At 45.1% G+C, this 17420-nt stretch carries 14 protein-coding genes and 1 tRNA gene; 11 read left to right on the top strand and 4 right to left on the bottom strand.

The window, feature by feature from the left end:
- Nucleotides 1-16: 16 nt before the first annotated feature.
- A complete protein-coding gene (locus tag E3D00_RS00520; RefSeq protein ID WP_141458975.1) occupies nucleotides 17-2791 on the bottom strand; it encodes a phosphoenolpyruvate carboxylase in 2775 nt (924 codons plus the stop codon).
- A 133-nt stretch (nucleotides 2792-2924) separates the two neighbouring features.
- Between E3D00_RS00520 and E3D00_RS00515 the strand changes: the two genes are divergently transcribed.
- The 8 genes from E3D00_RS00515 (at nucleotide 2925) to E3D00_RS00480 (ending at nucleotide 10226) form a co-directional block, all read left to right on the top strand.
- A complete protein-coding gene (locus E3D00_RS00515) occupies nucleotides 2925-4214 on the top strand; it encodes a DUF445 domain-containing protein (RefSeq protein WP_141458973.1) in 1290 nt (429 codons plus the stop codon).
- 131 nt (nucleotides 4215-4345) lie between these two features.
- Nucleotides 4346-4828: an SUF system Fe-S cluster assembly regulator gene (locus tag E3D00_RS00510; protein WP_141458971.1), complete on the top strand. Its 483-nt coding sequence runs from the start codon at nucleotides 4346-4348 to the stop codon at nucleotides 4826-4828.
- A gap of 12 nt (nucleotides 4829-4840) precedes the next feature.
- Nucleotides 4841-6322 carry a Fe-S cluster assembly protein SufB gene (sufB, locus tag E3D00_RS00505; RefSeq protein WP_141458968.1) on the top strand — a complete coding sequence of 494 codons (1482 nt, stop codon included), beginning with the start codon at nucleotides 4841-4843 and terminating at the stop codon, nucleotides 6320-6322.
- Between the two features lies 1 nt (nucleotide 6323).
- The gene (gene sufC, locus E3D00_RS00500) at nucleotides 6324-7094 is read left to right on the top strand and encodes a Fe-S cluster assembly ATPase SufC (protein WP_141458965.1); all 771 of its coding nucleotides are present in this window, start codon (nucleotides 6324-6326) and stop codon (nucleotides 7092-7094) included.
- Nucleotides 7091-8281, top strand: coding sequence for a Fe-S cluster assembly protein SufD (gene sufD / locus E3D00_RS00495; RefSeq protein ID WP_141458963.1), 1191 nt, complete (start codon nucleotides 7091-7093; stop codon nucleotides 8279-8281). The genes sufC and sufD overlap by 4 nt, the downstream gene beginning before the upstream one ends.
- Nucleotides 8278-9489, top strand: coding sequence for an aminotransferase class V-fold PLP-dependent enzyme (locus E3D00_RS00490; protein ID WP_141458961.1), 1212 nt, complete (start codon nucleotides 8278-8280; stop codon nucleotides 9487-9489). The genes sufD and E3D00_RS00490 overlap by 4 nt, the downstream gene beginning before the upstream one ends.
- 8 nt (nucleotides 9490-9497) lie before the next feature.
- Nucleotides 9498-9851 (top strand): SUF system Fe-S cluster assembly protein, encoded by a 354-nt coding sequence (locus E3D00_RS00485; protein ID WP_246091445.1) that lies wholly within the window; start codon nucleotides 9498-9500, stop codon nucleotides 9849-9851.
- Between the two features lie 15 nt (nucleotides 9852-9866).
- A complete protein-coding gene (locus E3D00_RS00480; protein ID WP_141458957.1) occupies nucleotides 9867-10226 on the top strand; it encodes a HesB/IscA family protein in 360 nt (119 codons plus the stop codon).
- Here the strand turns inward: E3D00_RS00480 and E3D00_RS00475 are convergent.
- The 3 genes from E3D00_RS00475 to E3D00_RS00465 form a co-directional block, all read right to left on the bottom strand.
- Complete coding sequence (locus E3D00_RS00475) at nucleotides 10180-11499, bottom strand: class I SAM-dependent RNA methyltransferase (protein WP_246091444.1); 1320 nt, start codon at nucleotides 11497-11499, stop codon at nucleotides 10180-10182. The two genes, E3D00_RS00480 and E3D00_RS00475, sit on opposite strands and share 47 nt — an antisense overlap.
- Nucleotides 11489-13048, bottom strand: coding sequence for a DEAD/DEAH box helicase (locus E3D00_RS00470; protein ID WP_342777672.1), 1560 nt, complete (start codon nucleotides 13046-13048; stop codon nucleotides 11489-11491). Before E3D00_RS00470 ends, E3D00_RS00475 begins: the two co-directional genes overlap by 11 nt.
- Nucleotides 13049-13764: 716 nt before the next feature.
- Nucleotides 13765-14217 (bottom strand): hypothetical protein, encoded by a 453-nt coding sequence (locus E3D00_RS00465; protein WP_141458951.1) that lies wholly within the window; start codon nucleotides 14215-14217, stop codon nucleotides 13765-13767.
- 154 nt (nucleotides 14218-14371) lie between these two features.
- On the opposite strand from E3D00_RS00465, the gene E3D00_RS00460 reads away from it, so the two are divergent.
- From E3D00_RS00460 to tig, 3 genes are all read left to right on the top strand, one after another.
- A complete protein-coding gene (locus E3D00_RS00460) occupies nucleotides 14372-15844 on the top strand; it encodes an NAD(P)H-hydrate dehydratase (RefSeq protein ID WP_141458949.1) in 1473 nt (490 codons plus the stop codon).
- A gap of 70 nt (nucleotides 15845-15914) precedes the next feature.
- Nucleotides 15915-15999: transfer RNA gene (locus E3D00_RS00455), tRNA-Leu, on the top strand.
- Between the two features lie 53 nt (nucleotides 16000-16052).
- Complete coding sequence (gene tig / locus E3D00_RS00450) at nucleotides 16053-17384, top strand: trigger factor (protein WP_141458946.1); 1332 nt, start codon at nucleotides 16053-16055, stop codon at nucleotides 17382-17384.
- Nucleotides 17385-17420: the final 36 nt, after the last annotated feature.

Here is a 17420-nt window from a genome sequence, read left to right as displayed (position 1 = left end):
TTCGATACCGTTTTAATTAACCAAAAGCTTGATTAGCATGCATAATCGCAATTCCTACCTCGCGTAAAAGATCAAAATAACGTTTTAAAGGCTGGAAAATCTCGGTATGCTCACGGGCGAACCCATCTGCATCACTTGCATTTCCAAGCTCTCCAAAATCATAATTTGTAATGTTGAGAGCGGTGATCGGAAAGAGATCATCTAATAATCTTAAAGCGCGAGGAATATCCAAACACAGGATCAGATTTGTGATGGCTTCACGTGTAAGATTATTACGGGGCCCAAAGTATGGAATATTTGTTGAAAGAACCCAGAGCCGATCAATCAGGGCAAAACGAATACCGTGAAGAAGTTTTTCATGGCTCTCCATATGTGGCGCATCTGGCCATGCTGCACGAAGGGCAATATGGTCTGTTTGAATACGTCTAAACATGGCTGGAGCACTCGTCCAGAAACGAAGGTTTTCCAAGCCGCGTGAGATCGTTAAAAAGTGCTGACGCGCTTCTTCATCTGTAGCAAGGGATGCTCGGTCCAGCCATGTTCCCGGGTCAAGCTGCCGAATGGTAGCCCTTAGGACTTCAAGGTCTGAGTGGGCGAGGGCTTTGCGTGCGAAGTCCATAGCCTCACGAAAGCGCGGAGAGCTATTAACGAGCTGTTCAAATGTTTCAGGATGGCGTTGAGCCGCATTTCCCAAGCCGTGCAATACGTTCGCCCACCACCCTAATTGCTGTAAGATTGCATTATTAGGAATGGCACGTAATTGGCTAGGGTGTGTAATGCGCGTTACCGTTGCTGCGTCAGATTGACGAGCAGAAGGGCGAGATCCGGTTTTATCAATCAGAGAAGGGCCAAAGGCACTCAAAAGTGCAGCATATCCCGGATCATCTACTAAAGCGCTCATATCGAGCGCGATGGTTGAAAAGAAATCAGCTGCGAAATCAGGGCGTTCGTAAATAGGATCGTTAAGTTTTTGAGGTGGATGAGCAATATGTTCCGCTAGAGTTGCGATTGTGGATGCCGCAATTTCTTTCGTTCCGAACAGGGTATAGCCGTCTCCGCCTTGGAATGCTGTTTCAACCCGGCAGCCAATCCCTGCTTTTTGAAGGGCTAATCGTGTACGAGCAGGAGAAAAATAATCTAAACGTTGGCGAAGAGAGAAAGGGTGTGCTCCACGACCAATGCTTTCCCCATGAGTATCAAAAAGTGTGAGTGACACGTCCTCAAGGTCGTGCTCTTTCAGCAGAGCAAGCGTGCGCATTCTGAGGCGTTCAACAAGGTTGGTGGCGGCAAGCTGGCCAACATACCGTCCTGAATCAGAATAGCCAAATTGAAGAGAAAGGCGGCCATTTGCCCGCAAATAATCTCGCCAATGAGGAGAATGGAATGCTTCTTCGAGAATGACTTCGCCATTTTCGAGAGCACTTTCAGTTTCAAAGAGGGGAGAAATTTCGATTTGATGATCTTTAATGCCGAATAACCGTGCCAGCCAGAGCGTGGCCAAGAGAGTATAGCCGCTTTCTGTTTCAGCAATAAGGAAGCGAATAGGAGACCCTGAATCAATATGCTTCAGGATTTGGGCCATAGTCATCATTAAGCGTGTAGCTGAAGCTGGCTCTACGAGTAACGATCCAAAATTAACATCTTTAGGGGTTAAATTGCTTAATGCATCATCAATACGTGCCAGTAGGACTCTGCGTCTTGATGGAAGAGCTGGATCATCCGTTAAGCCAAGGCGTGTTCGTGCCACGTTATAAATTTGTGCAGCATTAAGGCGTGTATGGATATGTGCAATCCCAAGCCCGTGGCTCATGAACCCCGCACGTAAGACGCGGAGTGTTAGTGCTTGTTCTGTATTGAGGGTATGGGATGCATCATGAAAGAGAGGGATAAGTTCTTTGGCGTCCAGAAGTGCTTGCTCACGGTGAGAAATAAGAACTTGAGCAAAGCTATTAATGTCTTCCGGAGTAGCGTCTTTTCCTGAAGGGCAGGCCGCATGCTGGGTTCTTACAGCTTCAATGGCGCGGCGTATACGCATGGCAAGAGCGGATTCATTCAGGCCAATATTTTTTAAACCCGTTTCAAGACGCTCAAGTTGGGTTTGTTTTAATTCTAGCCGAATGCGAATGGTATCCCACCACCCAATGTCATTGCGACCATCTGTATCGAACCCGACCCAGCTTGCTAAAATGACAGGGGACGGATCAATATTTTCCGTTGTCTTAGTGTCAGGCCAGCGGCTCTCCATCTCTTTTAAAAGGGCAAGAGTGAGGTCATCTAAAGCATCCCGTCCTCTTAAAATGGCCGCTAATGCTAAAGATTGTTCGTGGGCGAGGGTTGGAGCCCCACTACGGCGATGTGTCTTTAAAGTAGGGATATGTGTTTGAGGATTGCTCGCACGTTCTGCAAGGAGAGCGTAAACATTGTCAGAGAGAGCAAAGGTGGGATGCGCAGTAAAAACAGCTGCAATTTCTGGAATGGTTAAAAGATCAGGAGTTGATTTTTGGTTAACGAGGGCTTTGGCGACAGCTTTTAACCGCTCTTCAGGAGCTTGATCTTCTAAACCAACATATTGGCGCAGGTGATTGGCGCGTTGAATGAAATATTCGTCGCGGATAGAGCGAACAATATCCTCAAGCTGGGAAATTTTTTCGGCTTCATTATGATCGAGACTGTTACCAATCTGTGTAATAAGCTTACTGAGGCCGTCACGGTCTTGGTTAAGATGAGACGACATATTCTCGATATATGTTGATAAAGAGGTGTCGAGCCGGGAGGAGGCGCGGTCAGACATTGAAAACAGTCTCGCTTCTGCGGGATTGAACTAAAACGGAACTGATATGTTCCACGCTCTGTGATGAAGCGCAACCTTGTTCCGAGCGTCTTACTGCATATAGATGATAATATTGGATGGTTTTGGATAAAATATGTCGCAGAATGAAAGAGAAAATTTAAAACAAAACGTTTTAAGAGAAAAATATTCTCCGACCCATCTTGCCGGTGGCCTTCTTGTTTGTATGGGGGCTGTCGCCGTCGGGACAACATGGCTCTCGGCAAAATATATACAACAAGACAATCTTTTTTTGGATTTGATAAGGGCAGGTTCTAAGGCGGGAGTCGTTGGAGGGTTGGCAGACTGGTTTGCTATTGTTGCTTTGTTTCGGCATCCGTTGGGAATACCGATTCCACACACAGCGATACTCCCAAGACAAAAAAAACGTTTAGGGGAATCTTTAGGAAGATTTATTTCAGAACAGTTTTTTACGGATGAAAATGTAAGAAAAGTTTTACATCAAATTGATCTGCCTAAAATTATTGCCGAAACCTTAGATGCTCCGAGCGTCAAGCAAAATCTTATTCATACCTTACGCTCAAGTATCCCAGGCCTATTGAATCGTGTTGAAGATGGCAGTGCTGTTTCAGCTCTCTCAAAAGTTATGTCTGTTCTTTTGAATGGGGAAGAAATGACGCATCTCGTTGCCCGTGGAATGAAGGCAATGGTGGAGAGTGAATTACATCAGGAAGTTTTGTCGTTCTTGTTGTGCAAATTGAAGAATACAGTTGCTGCTCGTGAAGGGGATTTTAAGCAGTTTGTAGAAGATCGTGTAAGGGAACAAGGGGGACGTTTTTTAGGGTGGGCTATAGGCGCATCTGTGTCAGGACGGGTCTTATCCTCCATTAAGGCGGAAATGGACCGTGTTGACCCGATGGATTCGGAAATACGGCAAGGGTTCACCTCGTGGGTTCGTGCTGAGATTGATAAGATGGAGAATGACCCTGAAAGACGAAACGATATATCTGAAGCGATTGGAGCGATTGTTACCCACTCTAGCTTGAAAGCATGGAGCGGAGAGCTTTGGGAAAAACTTCGTCTCGTAATAGAGGATGATAGTACCCGTGAAGATGGGTGGAATGCTGCGGTTTTAGAGACGACTATCAATAGTTTTATTATTTCTTTACGTGAAAATGAGAATTTAAAGATCAAAATTAATCAGATGTTGGAGGAAGCCCTTTTTAGAACATTGCCAACACTTCGTGGAAAATTGTCTGGCTTTATAGCCAATGTAATGGCCGGGTGGGATGCAGATGTTTTGACCCGACGGTTAGAGCAAGGGGTTGGAAAAGACCTGACATATATTCGAATTAACGGAACTGTTTTTGGTTTTTTCGCTGGAGCTGTTTTAGAGGCTCTTTCAAAGCTGATAATGGGAATTTAAACAGAAGAATTCCCCTTGCATTGAGCCCACGTGAAATAGAGAAAGACCTTGACCTTTTAAGGAAGATAGTCCATTTAAACAAAATTAGGACTACACAAGTCTTAAATTAATTGATTTGTGGGTAAACAGTTATGTTAAGGCTTTCAAAATTAGCCGATTATGCAACGGTACTTCTCGTTCACTTAGGGGATCAGGAAGGACTGGCGACGGCCTCAACCTTGGCGAAAGGGACGGGTGTGCCAGAACCAACTGTTGCAAAGCTTTTGAAAGGTCTTGCAGCGAGTGGGTTGATTATTTCTCACCGTGGAGCGCGGGGGGGATATAAACTCGCACACGGGCTAGAAAATATTACAATTGCAGCTGTAATCACAGCCGTTGATGGTCCTATCTCAATTACAGCTTGTTGTGATGGACGCGAATGTGAGCATAGCTCCTTATGCAGTCTATCCGGCCAATGGGATATGGTGAATGATGCGCTTCTTAAAACGCTGAATGGTATTACATTAGCGGATATGAAGCGTCATTCGCCGGTGAAGCAACGTAAGGGAAATAATACAACATCATTGGACACGCTGGATATGGAACTTATCTCAGCTGTTGATCCGATTGAATAAGGAGACGATATCATGCCAGCTGTGACCGAAACCCGTGAAGCAGTCGAGCAGCTTGCGAAGTCCAGTTATGAATGGGGCTTCGAGACTGATATCGAAATGGATATCGCTCCTAAAGGGCTAAATGAAGATACTGTCCGCCTGATTTCAGAGAAGAAAGAAGAACCGGAATGGATGCTGGAATGGCGTTTGAAGGCATTCCGCTCTTGGCAAGGGATGGAAGACCCCGATTGGGCAAAGGTGAAGCATCCTCCGATTGATTATCAGGATGCACATTATTTTGCACGTCCCAAGAAAAAAGACGGCCCAAAGAGTTTGGATGAGGTTGATCCAGAGCTGCTCAAAACATACGAAAAGCTAGGAATTCCTCTTCATGAGCAGGCACTTCTTGCTGGTGTGGAAGGGGCTGAGGCACGTCCTCCAGTGGCTGTAGATGCCGTTTTCGACAGCGTTTCTGTTGCAACGACTTTCCGTAAGACGTTAGCTGATGCGGGTGTGATTTTCTGCCCGATCTCAGAAGCGATTAGGGAATATCCTGACCTTGTGAAAAAGTATTTGGGATCTGTTGTTCCTGTTGCCGATAATTTCTTTGCTGCACTAAATTCGGCTGTCTTTACGGATGGGTCGTTTGTTTATGTTCCTGCGGGCGTACGTTGCCCAATGGAATTATCGACGTATTTTCGAATTAATGCACGCAATACAGGTCAGTTTGAACGGACCCTTATTATAGCAGAAGAGCGTGCGACGGTTTCTTATTTGGAAGGCTGTACTGCTCCTCAACGCGATGAAAATCAGTTACATGCGGCCGTGGTTGAACTCGTGGCTATGGATGATGCGTCGATCAAATATTCTACCGTACAAAACTGGTATCCTGGTGATGATCAAGGCCGTGGTGGGATCTATAACTTTGTGACCAAGCGTGGCGCCTGCCGTGGTGCACGCTCCAAGATTTCTTGGACGCAGGTTGAGACAGGCTCTGCTATAACATGGAAATATCCGTCTTGTATTTTAGCGGGAGAAGGATCTGTTGGAGAGTTTTATTCTGTTGCGGTAACGAATAACCATCAGCAGGCAGATACCGGAACCAAGATGATTCATCTAGCTCCGAACACACGTTCAACGATTATTGCTAAAACCATTTCAGCGGGACATTCTGATAGTACATATCGTGGGTTGGTACGCATGCAGCCAAAAGCACGGAATGCACGTAACTTCACCCAGTGTGACAGTCTTCTGATTGGTGATCAATGTGGTGCGCATACCGTACCATATATTGAAAATCGGAATATGACAGCGCGTGTTGAGCATGAGGCAACCACGTCCAAGATTTCAGAAGATCAATTGTTTTATTGCCGTTCCCGTGGATTATCTGAAGAGGATGCTGTGGGAATGATTGTGAATGGTTTTTGTCGAGAAGTGCTTAAAGAATTACCAATGGAATTCGCGGTTGAAGCACAAAAATTACTCCAGATCAGTCTTGAAGGAAGTGTAGGTTAAGATGAGCGATTTTCTTAAAATTCAAGGCCTAAAGGCCCGTATCGATGCGGATGGAACACCTAAGGATATTTTAAAAGGGATAGACCTTGAGGTTCCTAAAGGTGAAGTTCATGTCATTATGGGGCCAAATGGATCTGGAAAATCCACACTATCTTATGTTCTTTCAGGGCGTGAAGATTACGAAGTAACAGGTGGGAGTGCTTATTTTAAAGGGCAAAACCTGCTTGAATTAGAACCTGAAGAGCGAGCTGCTTTAGGTGTATTTTTGGCTATGCAGTCCCCTGTGGAACTTCCTGGGGTCAATAATGCCAATTTTTTAAGAACAGCTGTCAATGCTGTGCGCCGGGCACGTGGCGAAGATGAGTTGGATGCCGTTGCTTTTTTGAAAGCCGTTCGTGCGGAAACGAAACATCTTTCTATGTCAGATGAGATGTTAAAGCGTGCTGTTAATGTTGGTTTTTCCGGTGGTGAGAAAAAGCGCAATGAAGTCTTGCAAATGAGACTTTTGCAGCCCTCCTTAGCCATTCTTGATGAAACCGATAGTGGATTGGATATTGACGCGCTTCGTATTGTAGCAGAAGGCGTTAATTCATTGCGCACGCCTGATTTTTCTGCGCTTGTTATCACACATCATCAGCGTCTTCTTGAATATATTGTGCCGGATCGTGTGCATGTTATGGCGCATGGCCGTATTATTCATAGTGGCTGTGCACAAGTTGCAAAGATGATTGAAAAAGAGGGCTATAAACAGTTTTTAGAGGCCGCAGCGTGAGTGTTGAAGCTTTAGAAAAACCTTCGCCTGCTCTTGATGCGTTTCGTACAAGAGCAACGAAAAAAACAGATTTGTTTAAAACAACGCTTCCAACACGGAAGGTTGAAGCATGGCATTATACGTCTTTACGTTCTGTTGATGATATAAAATGGCATGAAGCAGAGGCTATTCCTGCGGAGCAAGTGAGTGCTCTTTTAGAGAGTTTATCATTACCTCAGACTAAAAGCCGCATTGTTTTTGCTAACGGGAGAAGGCAAGAGCAGTACTCTCATCAGAGTGATCAGATTAAGTCTAATGCGGGATTTTCTTTCCCGGTATTGAAGCAAAATTTTACGGCTCTTTTAAATGAGTCTTTGGGAACAGAAGGGGTGACGCTTACTGTTCCTGCAGGCGTGGATGCAGGGACGTTAGCCCTAGTGTCTTTGACACAAGGTGCGCATATTTCAACGCATTTACACCACAAGATTGTTTTGGAAGAGGGGGCGTCTCTTAAGCTTTTTGATATTCATGTAGGGGAAGGTTCTTATTTAACGAACCCCCGTTTTGATATTGTAGTTAAAGAAAATGCTCACCTTCACCATGTAAAGATTCAAAAGGAAAGTCCAGAAAGTACACATTTGGGAATTGTCTCTGTTCAGGTTGAGGAAAGAGGAAATTACGATAGTTTCACCCTAAATAAAGGTGGTCATTTGGCTCGTCATGAAGTTGTTGCTGTATTGAATGGAAGACATGCTTCGGTGCACGTGAATGGCATACAGGTGGTGGATGGAACACGCCTGAATGATTTGACATCAATGATTCATCATGCTGCTCCAGATTGTAATTCCAGGCAAACGGTTAAGACGGTTCTTTCTGAGAGTGGGCAAGGTGTTTTCCAAGGGAAAATACTGGTGGATCAGGTTGCTCAAAAAACAGACGGTTACCAGATGAATCAAGCGCTTCTTCTTTCAGAAAAAGCACAGATTAACAGTAAGCCAGAGCTCGAAATTTATGCAGATGACGTAAAATGCAGCCATGGTGCAACGGTGGGAGCATTAGATGACGAGCAACTTTTCTATTTAAGATCACGCGGAATTCCGGAAGCGCAAGCACGGGAAATATTGGTGCAAGCCTTTTTGATTGATGCGCTGGACCTTGTGGCGGATGAAGAAATTCGTGAAGTGCTGTTGCGGAGTATTTCATTATGAATTCTGAAATAAGAGATCAATTTCCCATTTTATCTGAAAAGGTGCATGGGCGGCCGTTAGTTTTTCTAGATAGTGCAGCTTCGGCTCAAAAACCTACTCGTGTTATCGAGGCTATGCGTGATGCGGCATATCATCAATATGCCAATATTCATCGTGGCTTGCACTGGATGAGCGAGAAAACAACAGAAGCGTATGAGCATACACGAGACGTCATCGCGCGTCAGATTAATGCTTATGATCGTCATGAAGTTGTTTTTGTTCGAAACAGTACGGAAGCCATTAATCTTGTTGCACATAGCTATGGTTCTCTTTTGAAAAAAGGCCAAGCTGTTCTCATTTCAGAGTTGGAACATCATTCAAATATCGTTCCATGGCTTATGTTGCGTGATCGAGCAGGAATAGAGCTGCGTGTCGTCCCTATATTGGAGAGCGGCGATATCGATCTGGATGCATATGAGGCGTTATTATCGGATGGGAAGGTTGGCTTGGTGGCCATTACCCATATGTCAAACGTGTTAGGAACAATTACTCCTGCACGGAAGTTGGCTGATATTGCTCATAAATATGGCTCCCGTATCTTGTTTGATGGTTCCCAATCAATTGTGCACCATCAAATCGATGTGCAGGCATTGGGAGCAGATTTCTTTGTCTATACAGGGCATAAAATCTACGGCCCGACAGGGATCGGTGTTTTATGGGGAAAAAGAGAGATTCTAGAAGCGATGCCGCCTTTTTTAGGTGGTGGAGAAATGATTCAAAGCGTTTCTTTTGAAAAAGCGACTTGGGCTCAAATTCCTCATAAATTTGAAGCTGGAACGCCTGCTATTCTTGAGGTTATAGGGCTTGCCGCAGCTATAAACTTTGTTGAGGATATTGGTTACGAAAAGATCACTCAACATGAACGTGATCTGACGCAATATGCTGAGCAACAATTGCAAACTGTGAGTGGATTAAAGGTTCTTGGCCATCCCGAGCAACGGGGAGGTGTTCTTTCTTTTATCATGGATGGAGCACATCCGCATGATTTAGCAACACTGCTCGATCAACTTGGGATTGCGATCAGGGCGGGGCAGCATTGTGCTGAACCTCTCGTTCGAAAATTGGGTTTACATGCGACAGCTCGTGCAAGTTTTGGTGTTTATACAACAAAAGAAGATGTCGATGCACTGATAGAGGGCCTTGAACGTGCTAGGAAAATGCTCACATGAGTAGCGTTATGACCGATAATCAAAAAGAAGAGCCTGTACAGACTGAAGTAATAAACACATCCCCTGATCAGGATGCTGTTATTGCAGCAATTGCTACGGTATATGACCCTGAAATTCCGGTTAATATTTATGAATTGGGGCTCATTTACGCGATTGACCTGCACGATGATGGCCGCGTTAAAGTTGAGATGACGTTAACGGCACCCAATTGCCCGAGTGCTCAAGAATTACCAGAAATGGTACGAGTTGCCATTTTGCAAGTTCCTAAGGTGACGAATGCCGAAGTGGAGATTGTTTGGGATCCACCATGGGATATGAGCCGGATGAGTGATGATGCTCGTTTAGCTTTGAACATGTTTTAAAAGAGATTTATCAGTATGACCGATACCCAACAGACGCACCGTTCTTTGCCCGCTCTTATGACTTTATCGGACAGAGCGGCTGAACGTTTAAGGAATCTTTATTCTGGTGCTCATAAAGATCAAATTTTAAGAATTAGCGTAGGAACACGAGGCTGTTCTGGTCTGTCTTACGAAATGAATTTTGTTAACGAGGCATTGCCGACAGATGAACGCGTAGAGGATCAAGGCTTAACGTTGCTCGTTGATCGGAAAGCAACGTTATTTTTGACCGGAACCGTTATGGATTATGAGGTTAAAGATCTCGAATCAGGATTTACTTTTAAAAATCCTAATGAGAAGGGGCGCTGTGGGTGCGGCGAGAGTTTTCACGTTTGATGCGTTTTTGATCACGAGAAAATGTAATAACAGATTCAACTTCTGTGGACCATAAAAACTGGTCTATAACAGACCAGTCTATTACAGAAAATCCAGCTTTTTTGAGAACGGCAGCGTCTTTTTCTAAAGCTGTGGGATTACAACTGATATAAACGATATCTGAAACTGTTGATTTAGAAAGGGGAAGCATTTGAGCAGAGGCGCCGCCATAGGGGGGGTCTAACACAACGACACGTGTTGATTTTAAGTCGTGAGGTAATAAAGGGCGGCGCATTAAATCTCGGTTATGGCTTTCAATTCGTTTACCACCCGATGCTTGTTTTAAGCATGAGGCTGCTTGGGATTCTCCTTCAAAAGCGATGACACGTCCTTTTTCTGAAAGAGGGAAAGTGAGTGTGCCACATCCAGCAAAAAGTTCAGTGATAATGTCTTTCCGGTTTAGAGCGGGTAAACCGGAAAGAACGGATTCTACTATTTTTTCTTCTGCATCTGGCGTTGCTTGTAAGAATGCAGAAGGCGGAGGAGAGGCAACGCCTGACTGAAAAGTATGTCTAACAGATTGGGTTTGAGCCACTGTTTCGATAATATGATTTTTAGGATCCTGCCATGAAAAGCGAGGGATATGATGTTTCTGAGTGAAATCAGCAATTTTCATACGGTCTGAGGCAGAGAGGGCGGCAGAAGTAGAAAGGGTAAAGTCTGCTCCACTATCAAATAAATTAATAACTAAACTTGCACGTCCTGTTATTGCGCCAAGGTGGGAAAGCATCTCACGTAAATCAGGAAGTAAATTAAAAAGCCGTTCATCAAGAAGTTGACATTCTTGCATATCAACAGGGTCGCCATTCCTGCGGTGTAACCCTAGAATAATATTCCCGGGGATCCGTTGAATAGCAAAATCCATACGGCGTCGTGTTTTAGGAGATGTTTGATACTGATTGGGCTGAGGTAGGTTCGAAAAGCCGGCACCATTTAATGCATTTGCGACCTTGGATGTTTTCCAGTCTAGCAATGCTGGAAGAGACATATGCTGTAGGGCACATCCCCCGCAGGTATTGAACAGGTTACACACAGGGCTCACTCTGTTCTGGGAAGGCTCTAAAATTTCTATTAATTCGGGCCGAGAACCAGAAAAACGAATTTTTAGAGTTTCATCAGGAAGCGTATTCGGAATGAAAAATTTTTCTTCGTTATATTTAACGAAGCCATCCCCTGAATAGCCCAGTCCCTCTACTTTTACAGAAATAGCCCCCGTTATATCCTCACTTGTCATTATAGTGACGACCGTCATGTTGGACAGGGTGTGGGGATTGATCTTCTTGAGCCACTGAAGATATCTTTTTGCGACGTCGTGGAACAAGCATAAAGGCAGGGGTGTCGCCTTCAAAACCCATTCTAGAACCTTCTTTCTCGAACGGTGAAGCGAGCTCTACAGATTGAAAATGAGAATAATCTTGTGTCTGTTGAGGCATAGGAGGATTAATTTCCCCAGAGTCCTCAGCCCCATGACGAGAAGGTATATTGCTTCGTTTGTTATTACGGTTCCGTTTGGCTCTATAATTCTCGTTTTCGGAGCTTGGTTTTATCTCTTCTTTGTGGCGTGTAGAGTTAGGATTGGAAGAGTGAGATTTATTTGATTTCTCTTCTTCAGATTGCCATTCCACTGTTTCTATTTCAGCAGGTTCAATCTTTTGAATTTCTTTTCCAATTAATTTCTCAATCGCTTCTAGTAAACGACGATCTTTCGGTCCAGCCAGACTGAAGGCATGGCCCTGCTTGCCAGCGCGACCGGTTCTACCAATACGATGGACGTAGTCTTCTGCGCTGAAAGGGAGATCAAAGTTAAAAACGTGAGACAACCCACCGATATCAATACCGCGTGCTGCAACATCTGAGCAAACAAGAATTTTTAGTTCTCCAGATTTAAAACGCTCTAATGTTGAGAAGCGGAGTGATTGGGTTAAATCCCCATGAAGATGCCCAACTGGGATAGAGTATTTTGACAAATAGCGCTGCACCATGTCGACATCGCGTTTACGATTACAGAAGACAATCGCACTTTGAACGTCTTGTTGTTTTAATAATTTTCGCAACGTACGTTTTTTATTATCTTCTTCAACGATAAGATATGCTTCTTCAATCGTTGTGGCGACAGATGACGGTCTTGCAACAGTAATTTCTATTGGAAACTTAAGGAATGTATCTGCCAGCTTGCGGATTTCTGGCGCCATTGTTGCAGAGAAGAATAGAGTTTGTTTGTGTGGTGGTAGAAGGTTAATAATTTTTTCAATGTCTGGAATGAACCCCATGTCGAGCATACGGTCCGCCTCGTCAATCACGAGCAGCCCGGTTTGAGACAAAAGCAATCCACCACGACCAAATAAATCGAGTAGACGACCAGGAGTCGCAATTAGGACATCTACACCTTTATTAAGAACTTCTTTCTGCTCGATCATGCTTTCACCGCCGATAAGCAGCGCATGAGTTAGTCGAAGATGCTTTCCATAGAGTTGGAAATTTTCGGCTACTTGTAAAGCCAGTTCACGTGTTGGCTCTAAAATGAGCGAGCGGGGCATTCTGGCTCGCGCACGAGAGCCGGAAAGTTTTTCAAGCAATGGCAGGGTAAAGGATGCAGTTTTGCCTGTCCCTGTTTGTGCAACGCCCAGAACGTCATGACCCTTCAATATCTCAGGAATAGCTTGAGCTTGAATAGGAGTAGGTTCTGTGTAACCGAGTTCATCAATGGCTTTGACTATAGGGTCACTTAAACCAAGAAGTTTGAACTGGTTATCTGTTTTGAGCGAAGGTTCATCAACGACAATGTCGGTAAGTGCCTGAGGGACGATGTCTTCTGAAGGAGAAGGAATATCATCCTTCTTAGCCTCAGATTTACGTCCGCGACGGACAGATTTCGGTTTGGTTTGTGTGTCTGCTGTATCTGTCTCTTCAATAGCAGTCTTCTTTTTACGAGACGTAGTTTTGGAAGCAGTTGTTTTCTTTTGCTTTACTGCATTGCTTTTCGAAGCTGTAGTGGGTTCTTCGGGCTCAATAAAAGCTTGTTCTTCTGAAGGTAAGGAAGCTTCAGGAAGCGTTTTTTTTGAGCGTCGAGACGTACTTTTTGCAGGGGTTTTGGTTTCAGATTTAGTTGTTTTCACCGTTTTTGCACGGCTTTTGCGAGCTACTGTCTTTTCTGATGCAGGCGCCGATTCCGCAGCCGCTAATATATTATCGTTTTCTTGAGAAACTTCTGAATTGGGTTCAGCACTTACGGGCGTTTTAGACGCTTTATTGCGTACACCGGCGGGGCGTCCACGTTTTGCTGGAGTATTGGTTTTTTTTGTTTTGGAAGGACCAGAGGTCGTTTTCGCGTTCAAATGACTCTCGAGACTTTCGTTGATAGTGAGGGCCTAAAGATGGACCAGAGTTGAAAAGGAAGGAGTTTTATCCTTTTTACTTTCTGATCCGTTATCGTTAATTCCTTTTAAAAGCAAGGGATAGAGTTTTTCAAGAGAATATTTAGCCCGTAACTCGTATCAATTTATAAGATGTGTGCCATAGAAGCGACAATTATATTTATAACACCCAAGATCGCCATAAGCGCCGTTCTTTTTTGTAAGGTGTTAAACAAGCTGACTTGAGGGCGTAAAGCGCGTCGTGCTTTTAAAAACGGGCCACGTGCTGTTACAAAAAAGATGATCGCCATAACAAGGCCAATAACTTGCATAAGGTTGATAGGCCAGTTGACGTTTGCAAAGCCACCTTCATGAAAAATAAGAGCCCATCCACTAAGAAGTGCAAAAGGAACGACTTGCCACAGCCCTTTAAAAAACCGTGTGTAATTTTGAAGAAGAACGGAGGCTTTAGGGTTGGGGTCTAAAAGGCTGACAGTAGAGCGGACAACAAGAGAAGAATATATGGATCCGCCAACCCAATAGGTCATGCTCAATAAATGCATGGCGAGCACGAGGCTCCAGATAATTGGTTCTATCATTGATCCTCATCATCGTTAAGGTAGACGACATGTCTGTCTATAGACAGGAAATTCAGTAGGGAAATTACCTGAACGTATTTGTATTACGTTATAGGAAAATAACAAAATTATTTGTCGTTATGCGCCGTCAAATGGCAACTGAGAGGGGATGAAAATGGCTTTATCCGCATTTACTCTATTAACGCCAGAGCAAAGTGCAGCAATGGACCAGATCGCGTCTGAAGATGTCGGTGTGTCTTGTTTGATGGAGAATGCGGGGTGGGTTGTTGCACGGGCAATTCGTCGTCGCTTTTCTGTATGCAAAGTCGTTGTTGTATGCGGTCCGGGAAATAATGGCGGGGATGGGTATGTTGCCGCCCGTCTATTAAGCCAATGGGGCTGGCCCGTTAAAGTGATGGTCGTTGCTCCCCCTCAAGAAAATACAGCAGCGTATAAGGCGGCGGCTCAATGGGAGGGGATAACTCTTCCACTTTCCCCGCTAGCCGCTCAAGAGGCAGATCTTCTTGTGGATGCTGTTTATGGTGCAGGCTTGGCACGAGATGTAAGTTCTGAGGTGCTGGATGTTTTGGCAGCCGTTAAGCGACGTGTGGCAGTAGATGTCCCAAGCGGTCTCTCTGGATTAACTGGGAAAGTTAAAGGGGGTGCTTTGCCGTGCCTATTAACGGTTACATTTGTTCGGCCGCGGCCAGGGCACTTTTTGGAAGAGGGGCCTTCTTTATGTGGTGATCTCGTGTGTGCAGATATTGGAATGCCCCAGAGTGCGCAGGAAGCGATCGAGCAAAAAATTGTTTTAAATTGGCCAGGTTTATGGCGCTTACCATCGTCCAAGAGTGATGATTATAAGTATCGGCGTGGAGTTGTGAGTGTGTGTGGTGGTAGCCATATGGCTGGCGCTGCGCGTTTAGCGGCTCGTGCGGCACGCCGGACAGGGGCTGGTTTGGTTCGTATTGTGACATCGCAGGAATCTGCACTGGTATATCGAATCGGTGATCCAGGAATTGTTGTCGACGATTCTCTTTTGGAGGAACTCCTTGAAGACAAACGGCGCAACGTTTGGGTATGTGGGCCAGGGCTGATATTGTCTGAGGTTAGCGAATTTTTACCATCACTTTTGAAAGCCAAAAAAACAGTCGTGGCCGATGCGGGTGCCTTAGCATGGGCTGCGGAAGATATATCACGTTTGCGTGGGGTGGCTGTTATTACGCCACATATAGGTGAGTTTGAAAAAATATTCGGCTCTATAAAAAACAGTCGTATGGAAGCAGCTCAAGCAGCAGCTGAAACACTACAATCTGTGGTGGTTTTGAAAGGCCCTGATACAGTGATTGCCTCCCCAAATAGTCAAGTCGCGATTAATGGGCATGCAACGTCAGCTTTGGCTACAGCAGGCTCGGGTGATACTTTAGTGGGGATAATCGCGGCGTTAATTGCTGCGGGAATGCCTGTATGGGAAGCAAGTTGTGCAGGTGTCTGGCTCCATGGAGAGGCTGGTATTTTAGCTGGCTTAAATCATGGTGGATGGCCAATTGCAGAGGATTTAGATCTGCCTTTGGGAAAAGCCAGAGCGCATGCGGAGAGGCTTTCAAAAGTAGATTTGAATAAAAACCCTGTGACTGCCCTGTTGTGAAGTTGTGTATCATGCGCTAAACGGCGCTATTCCAAGGTTCGATAACTCGATCCCCGGAAAAACGGGGTAAGCGGGCGTGGTGGAATTGGTAGACACGCCAGATTTAGGTTCTGGTGACGCAAGTTGTGGGGGTTCAAGTCCCTCCGCCCGTACCAACGCAGTTCTCGTTCAGAATTATAACGACCAGACTAAGAGGATTTCCTGGACTATGCAGGTTACGCCCACGCTCAACGAAGGACTTAAGCGCTCCTTCACAGTTGTTGTTCCGTCAGCTGACCTGCAGGCTCGTCGTGAAGCCCGCCTTGCAGAGTTGGCAACTACGATTAAGCTTCCAGGTTTTCGCCCTGGTAAAGTGCCTGCATCGTTAGTGAAACAGCGCTATGGCGCATCTGTTAATGCAGAATTGTTGGAGCAGGCAGTTAATGATGCGACCAGCAAGCTGATGCAGGAAAATAACCTGCGCCCAGCAGTTCAGCCAAAAGTAGACCTGATCTCTGCTCCTGAAGGGGATGGGGATTTGGAATTCAAGGTTGATTTGGAAGTGCTGCCAGAAATTGAAGTTCCTGATCTTTCAGGAATGAAGTTAACACGCCTTACCGCTAAAGTTGACGAAGAAGTTGTGAACAAGGCATTGGCTGACCTTGCACGTCGTAGCCGCAAATTTGAGGACATCTCTGAAGATCGTCCTGCAACGAAGGGCGATGTGGTTACAGTTGACTTTGTTGGTAAAGTTGATGGTACTCCGTTTGATGGTGGTACGGCGAACGATGTTAACGTTGAAATTGGTGGTGAAGGGTTCATTCCTGGATTTGCCGAACAGATTGATGGCATGAAAGCTGGGGAAGAGCGCGTCATTACAGTGACGTTCCCGAAAGACTATCAGGCTGCAGAGCTCGCTGGAAAAGAAGCAACATTTGATATCAAAGCAAAAGCTTTGAAAAAACCTGTTGATCCAGAGATTAATGATCAGCTCGCTAAAGATGTTGGGCTTGAAAGTCTTGATCAGATCCGTTCAATTATTACGGAGCAAGCTGAAGGCGAGTATCGTCAGCTTTCTCGTTTGCGCATTAAGCGTGAATTGCTGGATGCTTTGTCAGATAAGACAAATTTTGAAGCTCCAGAAAGCATGGTTGATGCTGAATTTAACCAGATCTGGTCTCGAATTGAGCAAGATCGCCAAGCTGGTCGTCTTGATGAGGAAGATGCAAACAAGGATGAAGAAACCTTGCGTGCAGATTACCGTCGGATTGCGGAGCGCCGCGTAAAGCTCGGATTGTTGCTGGCAGAAGTTGGCCGTAAGCAAGACATCCAGATTTCGCGTGAAGAGTTGCTTGGTGCGATGCAGCAAGAAGCACAGCGTTATCCTGGCCAAGAAAAAGCAGTCTTTGACTTCTTTGCGAAGAATCCTCAAGCCGTTGAAGGGCTTCGTGGGCCGATCTTGGAAAACAAGGTTGTTGATTATCTGATTGAACTTTCTGATGTTACGGAAAAAGAAGTAACACCAGAAGAATTAGCAGAGATCCCAGCGGCTGAAGTTTAAGAATAAAGGGGCGGTAAAAAGGCTTATTGATAAAAT

The sequence above is a fragment of the Swingsia samuiensis genome (genome assembly GCF_006542355.1).
GTDB lineage: Bacteria > Pseudomonadota > Alphaproteobacteria > Acetobacterales > Acetobacteraceae > Gluconobacter > Gluconobacter samuiensis.
The sequence above is the reverse complement of the archived record's forward strand: the minus strand, read 5'-3'. Positions and strand labels throughout refer to the sequence as shown.

Excerpts from the sequence above, each read along its gene's own strand:
- E3D00_RS00520 (WP_141458975.1), bottom strand. The coding sequence starts at position 2,791 with ATGTCTGACCGCGCCTCCTCCCGGCTCGACACCTCTTTATCAACATAT.
- E3D00_RS00515 (WP_141458973.1), top strand. The coding sequence starts at position 2,925 with ATGTCGCAGAATGAAAGAGAAAATTTAAAACAAAACGTTTTAAGAGAA.
- E3D00_RS00510 (WP_141458971.1), top strand. The coding sequence starts at position 4,346 with ATGTTAAGGCTTTCAAAATTAGCCGATTATGCAACGGTACTTCTCGTT.
- sufB (WP_141458968.1), top strand. The coding sequence starts at position 4,841 with ATGCCAGCTGTGACCGAAACCCGTGAAGCAGTCGAGCAGCTTGCGAAG.
- sufC (WP_141458965.1), top strand. The coding sequence starts at position 6,324 with ATGAGCGATTTTCTTAAAATTCAAGGCCTAAAGGCCCGTATCGATGCG.
- E3D00_RS00490 (WP_141458961.1), top strand. The coding sequence starts at position 8,278 with ATGAATTCTGAAATAAGAGATCAATTTCCCATTTTATCTGAAAAGGTG.
- E3D00_RS00485 (WP_246091445.1), top strand. The coding sequence starts at position 9,498 with ATGACCGATAATCAAAAAGAAGAGCCTGTACAGACTGAAGTAATAAAC.
- E3D00_RS00480 (WP_141458957.1), top strand. The coding sequence starts at position 9,867 with ATGACCGATACCCAACAGACGCACCGTTCTTTGCCCGCTCTTATGACT.
- E3D00_RS00475 (WP_246091444.1), bottom strand. The coding sequence starts at position 11,499 with ATGACAAGTGAGGATATAACGGGGGCTATTTCTGTAAAAGTAGAGGGA.
- E3D00_RS00465 (WP_141458951.1), bottom strand. The coding sequence starts at position 14,217 with ATGATAGAACCAATTATCTGGAGCCTCGTGCTCGCCATGCATTTATTG.
- E3D00_RS00460 (WP_141458949.1), top strand. The coding sequence starts at position 14,372 with ATGGCTTTATCCGCATTTACTCTATTAACGCCAGAGCAAAGTGCAGCA.
- tig (WP_141458946.1), top strand. The coding sequence starts at position 16,053 with ATGCAGGTTACGCCCACGCTCAACGAAGGACTTAAGCGCTCCTTCACA.